We start from the raw sequence: 14,278 nt of genomic DNA, 5'->3' as shown, positions 1-14,278 counted from the left end.
CCATGGTGTTATCGCGGCTATCCGTGCCGCAATCAGGCAGGGTATGACCCTGCCTGAGACAGAATTACTTCTGCTTAGCGCGCTCGAAAGAGGCAACGATTTCAGCTTTCGCCGCTTCTGCGTTGTCCCAACCGTCGACTTTAACCCACTTGCCTTTTTCCAGATCTTTGTAGTGCTCAAAGAAGTGAGTGATCTGGGCTTTCAGCAGTTCCGGCAGGTCGTTCACATCGTTGATGTGATCGTATTCTTTGCTCAGCTTGGTGTGCGGTACCGCAACCAGTTTCGCATCTTCACCGGATTCGTCGGTCATCTTCAGAACGCCAACCGGACGGCAGCGGATCACGGAGCCCGGCTGCAGCGGGTACGGGGTCGGGACCAGCACGTCAACCGGGTCGCCGTCCAGGGACAGGGTGTGGTTGATGTAGCCGTAGTTGCACGGATAGAACATCGCTGTGGACATGAAACGGTCAACGAACAGTGCACCGCTCTCTTTGTCGACTTCGTATTTGATGGGATCTGCGTTCGCCGGGATCTCGATCACGACGTAGATGTCTTCCGGCAGATCTTTGCCCGCAGGTACGTTGAGTAAGCTCATGTCTGTTTCCTTTAAAATGTATGGCAAACAAGTGCTCGGTATTATAGCCAACTCACATCGAATGTCTTCGCTTCTTTTTCCCGATCTCGCCGTGGAGTGCTCTGAATTTTGCGCGCAATAATGGCATGAAAATCCATAAACATAGCCACATCATGAATAAATTTATGTAACCGTTTTCATTGCATGTGATTGATTTATCAAACCGCTTAAAAAAACGTCATAAACCGCAACAGCCGCGCTCCCTGCGAAGCCTTATCGGCTCTCCACTGGGCAATGGGGCCGTCATTAACATCTCATTTACTTTTTTGAAGTGTGATGTAACGCATTCAGTTACATCACCGATTGTCTATAGTTTGTCCGCAGGTGAGATTTTAACCAACAATAACCCTACGAGGATACCCTTATGTGGAAGCGCTTACTTCTTGTCACAGCAGTTTCCGCAGCTATGTCGTCTATGGCGATAGCTGCCCCGCTAACCGTAGGTTTTTCGCAGGTCGGTTCTGAATCCGGCTGGCGTGCGGCGGAAACCAGCGTCGCGAAAGAGGAAGCCGCCAAGCGCGGTATCACGCTGAAGATCGCCGATGGTCAGCAAAAACAGGAAAACCAGATCAAAGCGGTGCGCTCCTTTATCGCCCAGGGGGTAGACGCGATCTTCATTGCGCCGGTGGTGGCTACCGGCTGGGAGCCGGTGCTGAAAGAGGCGAAAGAGGCCAAAATCCCGGTCTTCCTCCTCGACCGTTCCATTGATGTGAAAGATAAAGATCTCTACATGACCACCGTGACCGCCAACAACGTGCTGGAAGGTCAGCTGATTGGCGACTGGCTGGTGAAAACCGTCGACGGTAAGCCGTGTAACGTCGTGGAACTGCAGGGCACCGTCGGGGCCAGCGTGGCCATCGACCGTAAGAAAGGCTTCGCTGACGCCATCGCCAAAGCGTCGAATATCAAAATCATCCGCTCTCAGTCCGGCGACTTCACCCGCAGCAAAGGGAAAGAGGTTATGGAGAGCTTTATCAAGGCTGAGAATAACGGCAAAAACATCTGCATGGTATTCGCTCATAACGACGATATGGTCATCGGCGCCATCCAGGCCATTAAAGAAGCTGGCCTGAAGCCGGGCAAAGATATTCTGACCGGCTCCATCGACGGCGTGCCGGATATCTATAAAGCGATGATCGCCGGCGAAGCCAACGCCAGCGTCGAGCTGACGCCAAATATGGCCGGCCCGGCGTTTGATGCGCTGGAGAAATACAAAAAAGACGGCACCCTGCCGGAGAAGCTGACCATTACCAAATCGACGCTGTATCTGCCGGATACGGCGAAAGAAGAGTTAGAGAAGAAGAAAAATATGGGCTACTGAGTGAATAGCCCCTCATCCCGACCCTCTCCTCAGCCGGAGAGGGTAACAGGCAGCGTTCCAGCAACCCCGGCAAGCACAGCGCGAACCGGGGCAACCTGACATCATTTGAAGGTGATATCGATTATGAGCGCCGAGGCACACCAGGAGATCCTTCGCACCGAAGGACTCAGTAAATTCTTCCCCGGCGTTAAGGCGCTGGATAACGTCAACTTTAGCCTGCGGCGCGGCGAAATCATGGCCCTGTTGGGCGAAAACGGCGCCGGGAAATCGACGCTGATCAAAGCGCTTACCGGCGTTTACCATGCCGATCGCGGCACTATCTGGCTGGAAGGCCAGACCATTTCCCCGAAAAATACCGCCCATGCCCAGCAGCTGGGGATCGGCACTGTCTACCAGGAAGTGAACCTGCTGCCCAATATGTCGGTGGCGGATAACCTGTTCATCGGCCGTGAGCCGCGGCGGTTTGGCCTGCTGCGGCGGAAAGAGATGGAGGCCAGGGCGACGGCGCTGATGGCCTCCTACGGCTTTTCCCTCGATGTGCGCGAGCCGCTGAACCGCTTTTCAGTGGCGATGCAGCAGATCGTCGCTATCTGCCGGGCCATCGACCTGTCGGCCAAGGTGCTGATCCTCGACGAGCCCACCGCCAGCCTCGATACCCAGGAGGTGGAGATGCTGTTTACCCTGATGCGCCAGCTCAGGGATAACGGCGTCAGCCTGATCTTCGTCACCCATTTTCTCGACCAGGTCTATGCGGTCAGCGACCGCATTACCGTGCTGCGCAACGGCAGCTTCGTCGGCTGCCGCGAGACCCGAGAACTGCCGCAGATTGAGCTGGTGAAAATGATGCTGGGCCGCGAACTGGACCACAACGCCCTGCAGCGGGCGGGCCGAACCCTGCTGAGCGATAAGCCGGTGGCGGCATTTGAAGGCTACGGTAAAAAAGGCACCATCGCCCCGTTCGACCTGCAGGTGCGTCCGGGCGAAATCGTTGGCCTCGCCGGCCTGTTGGGTTCCGGCCGCACAGAAACCGCCGAGGTGATCTTCGGTATTAAAACGGCGGACAGCGGGAAGGCGTGGATCAAAGGCAAACCGCAAACCCTGCGTTCTCCGCATCAGGCCTCCTGCCTCGGGATCGGCTTCTGTCCGGAGGATCGCAAAACCGACGGCATTATCGCCGCCGCCTCGGTGCGGGAAAATATCGTCCTCGCCCTGCAGGCGCAGCGCGGCTGGCTGCGGCCGATACCCCGGCGCGAACAGAACGAGATCGCCGAGCGCTTTATTCGCCAGCTGGGGATCCGCACCCCCAGCGCGGAGCAGCCGATCGAGTTTCTCTCCGGCGGCAACCAGCAGAAGGTGCTGCTTTCCCGCTGGCTGCTGACCAAACCGCAGTTCCTGATCCTCGATGAGCCGACCCGCGGCATCGACGTTGGCGCCCATGCGGAAATCATTCGCCTGATTGAAACCCTCTGCGCCGATGGCCTCGCGCTGCTGGTCATCTCCTCTGAACTGGAGGAGCTGGTGGGTTACGCCGATCGGGTCATTATCATGCGCGATCGCCGGCAGGTGGCCGAGATCCCGCTCGCCGAGCTCTCTGTACCGGCGATCATGAACGCAATTGCGGCATAAGGAGTAACCCATGATGCCTCGATCTCTTTCGCAAACCGGCCCGGAGAAGCGACGCTTCACCTGGCCGAAGGGCACCCCGCAGATCATTGCCCTGCTGCTGGTTCTGCTGGTCGACAGCCTGGTGGCGCCCCATTTTTATCAGGTGGTGCTCCAGGATGGCCGCCTGTTTGGCAGCCCAATCGATATTCTCAACCGCGCCGCCCCGGTGGCGCTGCTGGCCATCGGCATGACGCTGGTGATCGCCACCGGCGGCATCGACCTGTCGGTGGGGGCGGTGATGGCGATAGCCGGCGCGACGGCCGCCTCGATGACCGTCGGCGGTCACAGCCTGCCGGTGGTGCTGCTGGCCTCGCTGGCGGCGGGCGCGCTGGCCGGGCTGTGGAACGGCATTCTCGTGGCGGTCCTGAAGATCCAGCCCTTTGTGGCGACGCTGATCCTGATGGTGGCCGGACGCGGGGTGGCGCAGTTGATCACCGCCGGGCAGATCGTCACCTTTGATTCCCCGGCGCTGGCGTGGCTCGGCAGCGGATCGTTCCTCCTGTTTCCGACGCCGGTGATCATCGCCGCCGCGACCCTGCTGCTGTTCTGGCTGTTTACCCGCAAAACGGCGCTGGGCATGTTTATCGAAGCGGTAGGGATCAATATCCGCGCGGCGAAAAACGCCGGCGTCAATACCCGCATCGTGGTGATGCTGGCCTATGTCCTGAGCGGCGTCTGCGCGGCGATCGCCGGGATCATCGTGGCGGCGGACATTCGCGGCGCGGATGCCAATAACGCCGGGCTATGGCTTGAGCTGGACGCCATTCTGGCGGTGGTCATCGGCGGCGCTTCGCTGATGGGCGGGCGCTTCAACCTGCTGCTGTCGGTGGTGGGGGCGCTGATTATCCAGGGAATGAACACCGGGATTTTGCTCTCCGGCTTCCCGCCGGAGCTCAACCAGGTGGTGAAAGCGGTGGTGGTGCTGTGCGTACTGATTGTCCAGTCGCCGCGCTTTATCGGTTTACTGAAAGGGGTACGCGGCCATGATAAAACGTAATTTACCGTTGATGATCACCCTCGCGGTGTTTGTGCTGGGCTATCTCTACTGCCTGACGCAATTCCCCGGCTTTGCCTCGACGCGGGTGATCTGCAATATCCTGACGGATAACGCCTTCCTCGGGATCATCGCCGTGGGCATGACCTTCGTGATCCTCTCCGGCGGGATCGATCTGTCTGTCGGGTCGGTGATCGCCTTTACCGGCGTCTTTCTCGCCAAAGCGATTGGCTTTTGGGGAATATCACCGCTGGTGGCGTTTCCGCTGGTGCTGGTGATGGGCTGCGCCTTCGGCGCGTTTATGGGGCTGCTGATTGACGCCCTGAAGATCCCGGCCTTTATCATCACCCTCGCCGGCATGTTCTTCCTGCGCGGCGTGAGCTATCTGGTGTCAGAGGAGTCGATTCCGATTAACCACCCGGTGTACGACACCCTGTCCGGGCTGGCATGGACTATTCCCGGCGGCGGACGCCTCAGCGCCATGGGGCTGCTGATGCTGCTGGTGGTGGTGGCCGGTATTTTTGTCGCCCACCGCACCCGCTTCGGCAACCAGGTGTATGCCATTGGCGGCAACGCGACGTCGGCGAATTTAATGGGGATTTCCACCCGCAGCGCCACGATCCGTATCTATATGCTCTCCACCGGGCTGGCGACGCTGGCCGGGATCGTCTTTTCCATTTATACCCAGGCGGGCTATGCGCTGGCGGGCGTCGGCGTGGAGCTGGACGCCATTGCCTCGGTGGTGATCGGCGGCACGCTGCTCAGCGGCGGCGTCGGCACTGTGCTGGGAACCCTGTTCGGGGTGGCGATCCAGGGGCTGATTCAGACCTACATCAACTTCGACGGCACCCTCAGCTCATGGTGGACCAAAATCGCCATCGGCATTTTGCTGTTTATCTTTATCGCGCTGCAGCGTGGGCTGACCGTGCTGTGGGAAAACCGGCAGAATGCGGCGGTCACGCGGGTGAGCGGGGCGGGGAGTCGCTAAGAGAGAGGATCCTCCCGCAGGCGCGGGAGGAGCGGGCAGGGCGCTTAGGCGTCCGGGAACGACTTAATAAAGTTCTCGACGTCTTCCACCATGTGGTTGTTGCCGACGAAGAAGGAGCGGCGCTGGTGCAGGCTTTCCGGAACAATATCCAGAATACGCTCTTTACCATCGCTGGCCTTACCGCCCGCCTGTTCGGCGAGGAAGGCCATCGGGTTGCATTCATACAGCAGGCGCAGCTTGCCGTCCGGGTGGCTGGCGGTGCTTGGATAGAGGTAGATGCCGCCTTTCAGCAGGTTGCGGTGGAAGTCCGCCACCAGCGAGCCGATATAGCGTGAGGTATAAGGACGCTGAGTCGCTTTGTCCTCTTCCTGGCAGTACTTAATGTACTTCTTCACGCCCTGCGGGAATTTGATGTAGTTGCCTTCGTTAATGGAGTAGGTATTGCCCTTCTCCGGGAAGCGCATGCGCTCCTGGCACAGACAGAAGACGCCGAGGGACGGGTCGTAGGTGAAGGCGTGGACGCCGCAGCCGGTGGTATACACCAGCATCGTCGAGGAACCGTAAACCACATAGCCGGCGGCGACCTGGCGGTTACCCGGCTGCAGGAAGTCTTCTTCTGTCACCGGCGTGCCAACAGGCGTCACGCGGCGGTAGATAGAGAAGATCGTACCAACAGAGACGTTAACGTCGATGTTAGAGGAGCCATCCAGAGGGTCCATCAGCACCACGTATTTGGCGTGTTCACACCCTTCGAAGACGACAATCTCATCTTCTTCTTCAGAGGCGATCCCGGCAACAATATCGCGTGCTCGCAGTGCGGCTTTTAATTTTTCATTCGCGAACAGATCGAGTTTTTGCTGCACCTCGCCCTGAACGTTTTCAGCACCGCTGGCACCCAGGATATCGACCAGACCGGCCTTGTTGATATCGCGGTGGATGATCTTGGCGCCCAACTTTATTGCTGACAACAAAGCAGTCAGCTCACCGGTGGCGTGGGAGAACTCGTGCTGCTTTTCAACAATAAACTCACCTAACGTTTTCATAACTCGTTCCCTGCATTTTTATGTTGAGTAAAACGAACGCAACAATCTTAACAAAGAATCAAAAAAGTGCGCACTAGTGAATCGCGCCAGCAAAATACAGATTCGCCTGAAATGCATTTCGCCAGGGCCCGGGATATGGGTAAAATGTGCCCCGGATAAGAGAAGGAAATGACGAATGCGCATTCATATTTTAGGAATCTGTGGCACGTTTATGGGGGGCCTGGCCATGCTGGCGCGCTCCCTCGGTCATGAGGTAACGGGGTCGGATGCTAACGTCTATCCGCCGATGAGCACCCTGCTGGAAAACCAGGGGATCGATTTAATTCAGGGCTATGACCCCAGCCAGCTGGAGCCCCGGCCGGACCTGGTGATCATCGGTAACGCCATGACTCGCGGCAACCCGTGCGTTGAAGCGGTGCTGGAAAACAATATTCCCTATATGTCCGGCCCGCAGTGGCTGCACGACTTCGTGCTGCGCGATCGCTGGGTGCTGGCCGTCGCCGGGACCCACGGCAAAACCACCACCGCCGGCATGGCGACCTGGATCCTTGAAGCCTGCGGTTACCAGCCGGGCTTCGTGATCGGCGGCGTGCCGGGCAATTTTGACGTCTCTGCGCGCCTGGGCGACAGCCCGTTCTTCGTCATTGAAGCGGATGAATACGACTGCGCCTTCTTCGACAAGCGCTCCAAATTTGTTCACTACTGCCCGCGGACGCTGATCCTCAACAACCTTGAGTTCGACCACGCGGATATCTTTGACGACCTGAAGGCGATTCAGAAGCAGTTCCACCATCTGGTGCGCATCGTGCCGGGCAAAGGCAAAATTATCCTGCCGGAGAACGACATCAACCTGAAGCAGGTGATGGCGATGGGTTGCTGGAGCGAGCAGGAGCTGGTGGGCGAGCAGGGCCACTGGCAGGCGAAGAAGCTGAACGCTGACGCCTCGCAGTGGGAAGTGCTGTTCGACGGTGAAAAGGTCGGCGAGGTGAAGTGGGCGCTGGTCGGCGAGCATAATATGCATAACGGCCTGATGGCCATTGCCGCGGCGCGTCACGTCGGGGTACTGCCGGCGGATGCCGCGAACGCGCTGGGCAGCTTTATCAACGCCCGCCGTCGCCTGGAGCTGCGCGGCGAAGCCAACGGCGTCACCGTGTATGACGATTTCGCTCATCATCCGACGGCCATCCTCGCTACGCTGCAGGCGCTGCGCGGCAAAGTGGGCGGCACCGCGCGCATTCTCGCCGTGCTGGAGCCGCGCTCTAACACCATGAAAATGGGCGTCTGCAAAGACGATCTGGCGCCGTCTCTTGGCCGCGCCGATGAGGTGTTCCTCCTGCAGCCGCAGCATATCCCGTGGCAGGTGGCGGAAGTGGCGGAAGCCTGCGTCCAGCCGGCTCACTGGAGCGCCGACGTCGATACCCTGGCGGAGATGGTGGTCAAAACCGCCCATCCTGGCGACCATATCCTGGTGATGAGCAATGGCGGCTTCGGCGGCATTCATCAAAAGCTGCTGGATAAACTGGCGCAAAAAGCGGCCGCGACAGAGTAACGTCCCGCCTCCGGTCACTGCCCTCCGCGTGAGGGCAGTTTTGTTTTTACCAACAGGGATGGTGTGATGCTTACCCGCGAAAGCGTACTTTCTACCGACTCGCCCCATTTCGCCATGCTGGACGCGCTCTACGCGCGCGCCTTTCCGTGGCACGAGCAGCGCGAAAGCGAGGCCAAACGTCAGGCGCTCAGCAACGCGCACTACGCGCTGGAGGCGTGGTTCGATGAGGACGTATTTATCGGCCTCAGCGGCTGCTGGCAGTTTGCCGGCTACTGTTATGTCGAACATTTGGCGATCGACGATACGCTGCGCTCCCGCGGCTATGGTAAACAGCTGCTGGCGCAGATCCTGACGCGCGCGCCGCTGACCATTCTGGAAATCGATCCGCTGAGCAGCGAGATCGCCCATAAACGGCTGCGCTTTTATCAGTCGATGGGATTCCACGCTAACCCCTGGGCGCATCGTCATCCGACCTATCATCAGGGCATCGCGGATCATGAGCTGCTGGTGCTGAGCTACCCGCAGCCGATCGATGAGCGACAGTATCAGCAGTTTGCACGGGATCTCGGGCGCGAGGTGATGGGGCGGGCGTAGCCCGGCGCGGCGTACCGCTCCGGGCGTTCGGCTGGGGTATTTTTACTCTTTGGCGATCGGCGTGTCGTTCTCCGCCACTTTATTGTCGTCCTGAATCTGCGCGATTTTCTGCTCGACGGCGGCCACCTGGGCACTGTCATGCAGCAGGGTGTAGGTCAGATCAAACTGCGCGCTGGCGCCCGGCTGCAGCTGTTTTACGCGTTTTTGCTCGCGTTCAATGGTCACCGGATAGGCGTAGCTGGTCCCCGGCTCGATACCGGTGACATAGCCCTGTTTGACGGTGTCGGTGTTTTTCCACAGCGTCAGGACCGGCAGCTGGCGGGTGTCGAACTGAATGGAGGCTCCTTTATCGCCCGCTTTGTTGACCACGGCGGCCAGCGTCTGGTGATTTTCATCGGCCAGCGGCTGAATATTAAACACCATCTCGTCAAAGTCTTTGGTCGGCCCCTGATAGGTTTGCCAGGTTTTTAATCCGCTCTTAGCGTAATCATTGAACGGGCTGATGCTGGACATCGGGGCGAGGAAACGCGCGCCTTCTTCCAGAATCGGGGTGCCGAAGTTGCTGTGGTAGATGATCTGGTAATCATGCGGATAGTCGGCGTGATTGGTTAAGACATCGTGCAGGCTGAAGCTGTTGCTGCCCGGGATATAGCGCAGCTCGGTCATGGTTTGCAGATCGGCTTTTTTGAAGGTGCTCTCTTTCACCAGCCCGCGGACGCGAATTTCATACGGCGCGCTGTCGGCCACCTCTACCTCCACCAGAGAGGCCGGCGTGTTGCCTGCCTTGCCGTGCAGGGTATAAATTTGCCCGTCCGCGGTCACCGGATGGCCGGTCCACTCATAGCCGCAGCGGACCATCATTTCGTTGAACCCTTCCAGCCAGCCGAGCCCGTTGCGACTCTCCAGGTTGATAAACGCCGGGTTAACAACCTCTTTGACCGGCGAATCCCAACCCATCCGGCTGCCGAAGCCTTCCACTCGCAGCAAGTTCATGCCGCGCGTCGGGCTGAGGGTGATGGTCAGGCCGTCTTTACTGCGAATGGTGAGGATTTTGCTGCCTTCCTGCTTGCCGCCGTGCAGGACTTTCTGCTCAATGCTGAACGCATGGTCTTTCACCTTCAGCTGATCGCTGCCGATCTGCCAGTTTCCTTTATCCATGCCCTCTTCAGCATTCGTCAGCACCCATGTTTTTGCCGCGGCGGAGCCAGAAACCAGCAGAGCGATAGCCGTCAGAACCAATGTCTTTTTCATTTTATTCCCTTTTTGCTGAATCGATTGTGTCATTGACGTGTGAAATCTACCGGCATGGGGGTGATTAAAATGTGAAGCGCCTCACCTGGTGAGAAAGTGGCCGTTTTTAAGATGTTAAATGCGATGATCGTCGTATTATTGTGCTAAACCATGCTTAATTATCACCACAAGATGTGATCTGCATTGCTTTTAGCTTTAACGATTCAGCTGAAGGGAAGGCAATAAACGACAGTCTCTTTGTGCGGACTTGGGGGCTCAGGGGAGGCAGCGGGGAACCCCCTGCTGGCGCGATGCTTGCGTTGAAGAAGGGGAAGGTGGGCCGGATACAGCCTGCCCGGCGGCGCGGCGCTTGCGCGGGCCTGCGGAGTCGAGCAACTGTTTGATAACTCAGGTTCAGCAGCCTTCCGTAGGCCGGATAAGGCGTTAACCACCCACCAGACAAAGCGGAGTAGCCCGGATAAGGCGCAGCGCGCCGCCATCCGGGTGACTTGAGCGGCAAAAGCGGCGGGAATTAGCCTTCGTTTTCCGCCAGTTCGCGCAAATACTGGAAGATCAGGCGCGCGGATTTCGGCGGTTTGTTGCCTTCTTTCTCTTTCTTCGCATTGCGGATCAGGGAACGCAGCTGCTGACGGTCAGCATCTGGCCACAGGTTCAGCACTTCAGCTACGGCGTCATCCCCGTCGTCAATCAGTCGGTCACGGATCTGCTCCAGCTTGTGGAACAGCGCAACCTGCTGGTTGTGGCGGTTTTTCAGCTTATCCAGCGCCTGACGAATCGGATCGACATCGCGATTGCGCAGCATCTTACCGATAAGCTGCAGCTGGCGGCGGCGACCCTCTTTTTTGATTCGCTGGGCGAGTTCGATGGCGTCGCGCAGGTCAGTATCCAGCGGAATTTTATCCAGCGCGTTTTTCCCCAGGTCAACGAGTTCCGCGCCAAGACGCTTCAGTTCTTCCGCGTCGCGCTTAATTTCACTCTTACTGACCCAGATAATTTCATCGTCTTCATCCTCGATATCATCACCGGGAACGTCGTCGAGCCAGTCTTCGGGCTGCTTTGTCATCTCAGGCTCCTTAAAAAAAGAGGCTAATGTTACCAGTTAAGGCGCGCACTGAAAAACGGTTCTCTGTTAGACTTCAGTTAACTCCTTCTTACATTATGGCATTAGCAATGAAAGTGATCTCTCAAGTTGCCCAGCAACGTAAGACGCTGGAAGAGGCCGTGACCACGGCGCTGGAACTGGCGGCAGGTAAATCCGATGGCGCGGAAGTCTCCGTCAGCAAAACGACGGGCATCGGCGTCAGCACCCGCTATGGCGAAGTGGAGAATGTAGAATTCAATAGCGATGGGGCGTTAGGCATCACGGTTTACCACCAGAACCGCAAGGGCAGCGCCTCTTCCACCGATCTCAGCCCGGACGCCATCGCCCGCACCGTGCAGGCGGCGCTGGATATTGCCCGCTACACCTCCCCGGATCCCTTCGCCGGCGTGGCGGATAAAGAGCTGCTGGCCTTTGACGCCCCGGATCTGGACCTGTTCCACCCGGCGGAGGTCTCCCCGGATGAGGCCATCGAACTGGCCGCCCGCGCAGAGCAAGCGGCGCTGAAGGCCGATAAACGCATCACCAACACCGAAGGCGGCAGCTTTAACAGCCACTACGGCATCAAAGTGTTCGGCAACAGCCATGGCATGCTGCAGAGCTACTGTTCGACTCGCCACTCCCTTTCCAGCTGCGTGATCGCGGAAGATGACGGCGACATGGAACGCGACTACGCCTATACCATTGGCCGGGCGATCGAGGATCTGCAGTCCCCGGAATGGGTCGGGGAAGAGTGCGCCCGCCGCACCCTGTCGCGCCTCGCGCCGCGTAAGCTGTCGACCATGAAGGCGCCGGTGATTTTCGCCAATGAAGTGGCGACCGGGCTGTTTGGCCACCTGGTCGGAGCGATTGCCGGTGGTTCGGTATACCGCAAATCCACCTTCCTGCTCGATTCGCTGGGCAAACAAATTTTGCCGGAGTGGCTGACCATTGAAGAGCATCCGCACCTGCGTAAAGGACTGGCCTCCACGCCGTTCGACAGCGAAGGCGTGCGCACCGAGCGTCGCGATATCGTCAAAGACGGCGTGCTGACCCAGTGGCTGCTGACCAACTACTCCGCTCGCAAGCTGGGGATGAAAAGCACCGGCCACGCCGGCGGCATCCATAACTGGCGCATCAACGGCCGCGGCCTGAGTTTTGCAAAGATGCTTAAAGAGATGGGCACCGGTCTTGTGGTTACCGAACTGATGGGGCAGGGTGTCAGTGGCGTCACTGGCGACTACTCACGCGGCGCATCCGGCTTCTGGGTAGAAAATGGCGAAATTCAATATCCTGTCAGTGAGATCACCATTGCAGGAAATCTGAAAGAAATGTGGCGTAATATCGTGACCATCGGCGATGATATTGAAACGCGCAGCAACATTCAGTGCGGTTCTGTGCTGCTGCCGGAGATGAAAATCGCCGGGCAATAACACCTGTTTGCTTAAATAATAAAAAGGAAGTGAGCAATGCGTAAAAAACTGTTAGCGATGCTGGCTGTCTCTGCTTTTGCGCTCGGTTCAGCCTCGGCCTTCGCCGACCTGGGCGAAGACATGGACACTCTGGCAGAAAATCTGCAAGTGGTACAGAAAACCTCTGACGCCGGCGAGCTGAAAGCGGCGCTGAATAAGATGCGTACCGCCGCGGTTGATGCCCAGAAAGAGACCCCGCCGAAGCTGGAAGGCAAAGCGGCCGACAGCGCTGAGATGAAAGATTACCGTCACGGTCTGGATATTCTGATCGGCCAGATCGACGGCGCGCTGAAGCTGGCGAATGAAGGCAAGGTGAAAGAGGCGCAGGCCGCCGCGGAGGAGTTTAAAACCACCCGCAACACCTACCATAAGAAGTACCGCTAACTGTTCTTTTCGGGAGGCATCAGCCGATGTCTCCCGCCTGAAAACCTACCTGTATCACATTTTTCCCTTTTCTTTTTCCGGCCTTTCCGCAGCCGCGGGCGGCTCATTCGCGCGCATTGTTGTGATACGTCTCACGCCATAATTGCTGTTTTTTCATTTTTCCAGTGAATGTGTGGTGTCGATCACGCCTGCCGTCTCCCTTTCCACTTCGAAGTGGAAAACAACTCGCTACAAACTCCCATCCCCCGGCGCTACTTTGATTCCCAGAGACATCAGCGGGGTATCAGAAGTGAATAACGGAGCGGTAATACACGACGTAGGGGAGCAGGCAGCGCAGACCGAACGCCTGGCTGACAAGATGCTGCAGCAGGTTTTTGCCCTGTTAAGCCGTCACGGCATCGTCCCTAACGACGTTCAGGAGCAAATGCTGACCTCCCACGTGCGGGCGATGGCCCACCGGTCAATCAGCGGGGAACCGCTGCCGGAAGTGGATGCCAGCCTGTTCGAAGAGATTTCACCAGATTCAATGACGTTGGCCCGCGAAGTGGTCGCGCAGTTCGGCAACCTGCCTGATGAAGAGGCCTGGCTGCTCTCCGTCCATTTCGAAGTCGCAAAAGAAAACCTGTAAGGAGCAAAACATGGAACAAATCACCGTAGTTATTGGCGACCGTCTGGGTAAAGGCCAAAAAGTCGCCGCAGGCGCAGAGAAAGCCGGCGCACGTGCAGTGGTCGTCCCTGGCGTTGCTGCCGACATGAAGCTTGGCGACATGATGAAAGCGGAAAACGCCACCTTCGGCATCTCCTTCTGCGGCAGCGGCGGCGCCGGCGCCATCACCGCCCAGACCAAATACGGCTACAAAGCGAAATACGGCATGCGTTCCGTGGAAGAGGGCGTCACTGCCATCAACGAAGGCTGCAACGTACTGGGCTTCGGCTTTATGGATAAAGAAGAGCTGGGCGAGCGGCTGGTAGAGGCCTGGAAAAAGAAATACGGCGCATAAGTATGAAAGAGCAATTCACCACCACGGTAAGGGTTGCCGGCAAAGGCGAAAGCAAATCACGGGCCTTCGCCGATGCCCTGAACCATGTGCAGGCTGCGGTGATGAAAACGTCATCGCACATTCTGCTGCGTATTGAGCCACAGGACGTGACGGTTGTTCATGCGCGCGAAGCGGTACGAAAAGAGGCCTTCCTGTTTTTCTTTTTGCGCCGTGAACGACGGACCTACAGCGTGGAGCTGGACGTCACCGTCAACGTGACCGCCATCGATCTCGATAAAGTGGATTTCGTCACGCAAACCTGATT

15 protein-coding genes are annotated in these 14,278 nt (G+C 58.0%); 11 read left to right on the top strand and 4 right to left on the bottom strand.

Annotation, left to right across the window (positions count from 1 at the left end; all coding sequences use genetic code 11):
- Positions 1 to 64 precede the first annotated feature (64 nt).
- On the bottom strand, positions 65 to 595 hold the full coding sequence (gene ppa, locus ACOI7Z_RS18375) for an inorganic diphosphatase (RefSeq protein WP_002886766.1): 531 nt from the start codon (positions 593 to 595) through the stop codon (positions 65 to 67).
- Positions 596 to 998: 403 nt separating this feature from the next.
- On the opposite strand from ppa, the gene ytfQ reads away from it, so the two are divergent.
- The 4 genes from ytfQ to yjfF all read left to right on the top strand — a co-directional run bounded on the left by ytfQ (position 999) and on the right by yjfF (position 5,602).
- Complete coding sequence (gene ytfQ / locus ACOI7Z_RS18370) at positions 999 to 1,955, top strand: galactofuranose ABC transporter, galactofuranose-binding protein YtfQ (protein ID WP_008807147.1); 957 nt, start codon at positions 999 to 1,001, stop codon at positions 1,953 to 1,955.
- 123 nt (positions 1,956 to 2,078) lie between these two features.
- Positions 2,079 to 3,581, top strand: a complete 1,503-nt coding sequence (ytfR, locus tag ACOI7Z_RS18365; protein ID WP_032736727.1) for a galactofuranose ABC transporter, ATP-binding protein YtfR — start codon at positions 2,079 to 2,081, stop codon at positions 3,579 to 3,581.
- Between the two features lie 10 nt (positions 3,582 to 3,591).
- Positions 3,592 to 4,617 (top strand): galactofuranose ABC transporter, ATP-binding protein YtfT, encoded by a 1,026-nt coding sequence (gene ytfT / locus ACOI7Z_RS18360; protein WP_087848667.1) that lies wholly within the window; start codon positions 3,592 to 3,594, stop codon positions 4,615 to 4,617.
- A complete protein-coding gene (gene yjfF / locus ACOI7Z_RS18355; protein WP_002886825.1) occupies positions 4,604 to 5,602 on the top strand; it encodes a galactofuranose ABC transporter, permease protein YjfF in 999 nt (332 codons plus the stop codon). The genes ytfT and yjfF overlap by 14 nt, the downstream gene beginning before the upstream one ends.
- Before the next feature lie 44 nt (positions 5,603 to 5,646).
- Here yjfF and fbp read toward each other — a convergent pair whose 3' ends face one another.
- Complete coding sequence (fbp, locus tag ACOI7Z_RS18350; RefSeq protein ID WP_065882706.1) at positions 5,647 to 6,645, bottom strand: class 1 fructose-bisphosphatase; 999 nt, start codon at positions 6,643 to 6,645, stop codon at positions 5,647 to 5,649.
- A gap of 175 nt (positions 6,646 to 6,820) precedes the next feature.
- On the opposite strand from fbp, the gene mpl reads away from it, so the two are divergent.
- A complete protein-coding gene (mpl, locus tag ACOI7Z_RS18345; protein ID WP_048296492.1) occupies positions 6,821 to 8,194 on the top strand; it encodes a UDP-N-acetylmuramate:L-alanyl-gamma-D-glutamyl-meso-diaminopimelate ligase in 1,374 nt (457 codons plus the stop codon).
- A 66-nt stretch (positions 8,195 to 8,260) separates the two neighbouring features.
- Positions 8,261 to 8,788, top strand: coding sequence for a GNAT family N-acetyltransferase (locus ACOI7Z_RS18340; RefSeq protein ID WP_023291749.1), 528 nt, complete (start codon positions 8,261 to 8,263; stop codon positions 8,786 to 8,788).
- 42 nt (positions 8,789 to 8,830) lie between these two features.
- Here ACOI7Z_RS18340 and ACOI7Z_RS18335 read toward each other — a convergent pair whose 3' ends face one another.
- Both ACOI7Z_RS18335 and yjgA read right to left on the bottom strand, forming a co-directional pair.
- A complete protein-coding gene (locus ACOI7Z_RS18335) occupies positions 8,831 to 10,039 on the bottom strand; it encodes an aldose 1-epimerase family protein (protein WP_087848668.1) in 1,209 nt (402 codons plus the stop codon).
- Positions 10,040 to 10,550: 511 nt separating this feature from the next.
- A complete protein-coding gene (yjgA, locus tag ACOI7Z_RS18330; RefSeq protein WP_004206498.1) occupies positions 10,551 to 11,102 on the bottom strand; it encodes a ribosome biogenesis factor YjgA in 552 nt (183 codons plus the stop codon).
- 95 nt (positions 11,103 to 11,197) lie between these two features.
- On the opposite strand from yjgA, the gene pmbA reads away from it, so the two are divergent.
- From pmbA to ACOI7Z_RS18305, 5 genes are all read left to right on the top strand, one after another.
- Positions 11,198 to 12,550: a metalloprotease PmbA gene (pmbA, locus tag ACOI7Z_RS18325; RefSeq protein WP_032429082.1), complete on the top strand. Its 1,353-nt coding sequence runs from the start codon at positions 11,198 to 11,200 to the stop codon at positions 12,548 to 12,550.
- Positions 12,551 to 12,586: 36 nt separating this feature from the next.
- On the top strand, positions 12,587 to 12,973 hold the full coding sequence (gene cybC, locus ACOI7Z_RS18320; RefSeq protein ID WP_002886893.1) for a cytochrome b562: 387 nt from the start codon (positions 12,587 to 12,589) through the stop codon (positions 12,971 to 12,973).
- Positions 12,974 to 13,262: 289 nt separating this feature from the next.
- Complete coding sequence (locus ACOI7Z_RS18315) at positions 13,263 to 13,601, top strand: PRD domain-containing protein (protein WP_004206500.1); 339 nt, start codon at positions 13,263 to 13,265, stop codon at positions 13,599 to 13,601.
- A gap of 10 nt (positions 13,602 to 13,611) precedes the next feature.
- Complete coding sequence (locus ACOI7Z_RS18310) at positions 13,612 to 13,974, top strand: SFCGS family glycine-rich protein (protein ID WP_004206501.1); 363 nt, start codon at positions 13,612 to 13,614, stop codon at positions 13,972 to 13,974.
- Between the two features lie 2 nt (positions 13,975 to 13,976).
- A complete protein-coding gene (locus tag ACOI7Z_RS18305) occupies positions 13,977 to 14,276 on the top strand; it encodes a DUF4312 family protein (protein WP_004206503.1) in 300 nt (99 codons plus the stop codon).
- The last annotated feature ends 2 nt before the right edge of the window (positions 14,277 to 14,278 follow it).

The organism is Klebsiella sp. C283 (assembly GCF_048822555.1).
Taxonomy (GTDB): Bacteria; Pseudomonadota; Gammaproteobacteria; order Enterobacterales; family Enterobacteriaceae; genus Klebsiella; species Klebsiella quasipneumoniae.
This window is presented reverse-complemented; position numbering and strand designations above follow the sequence as displayed.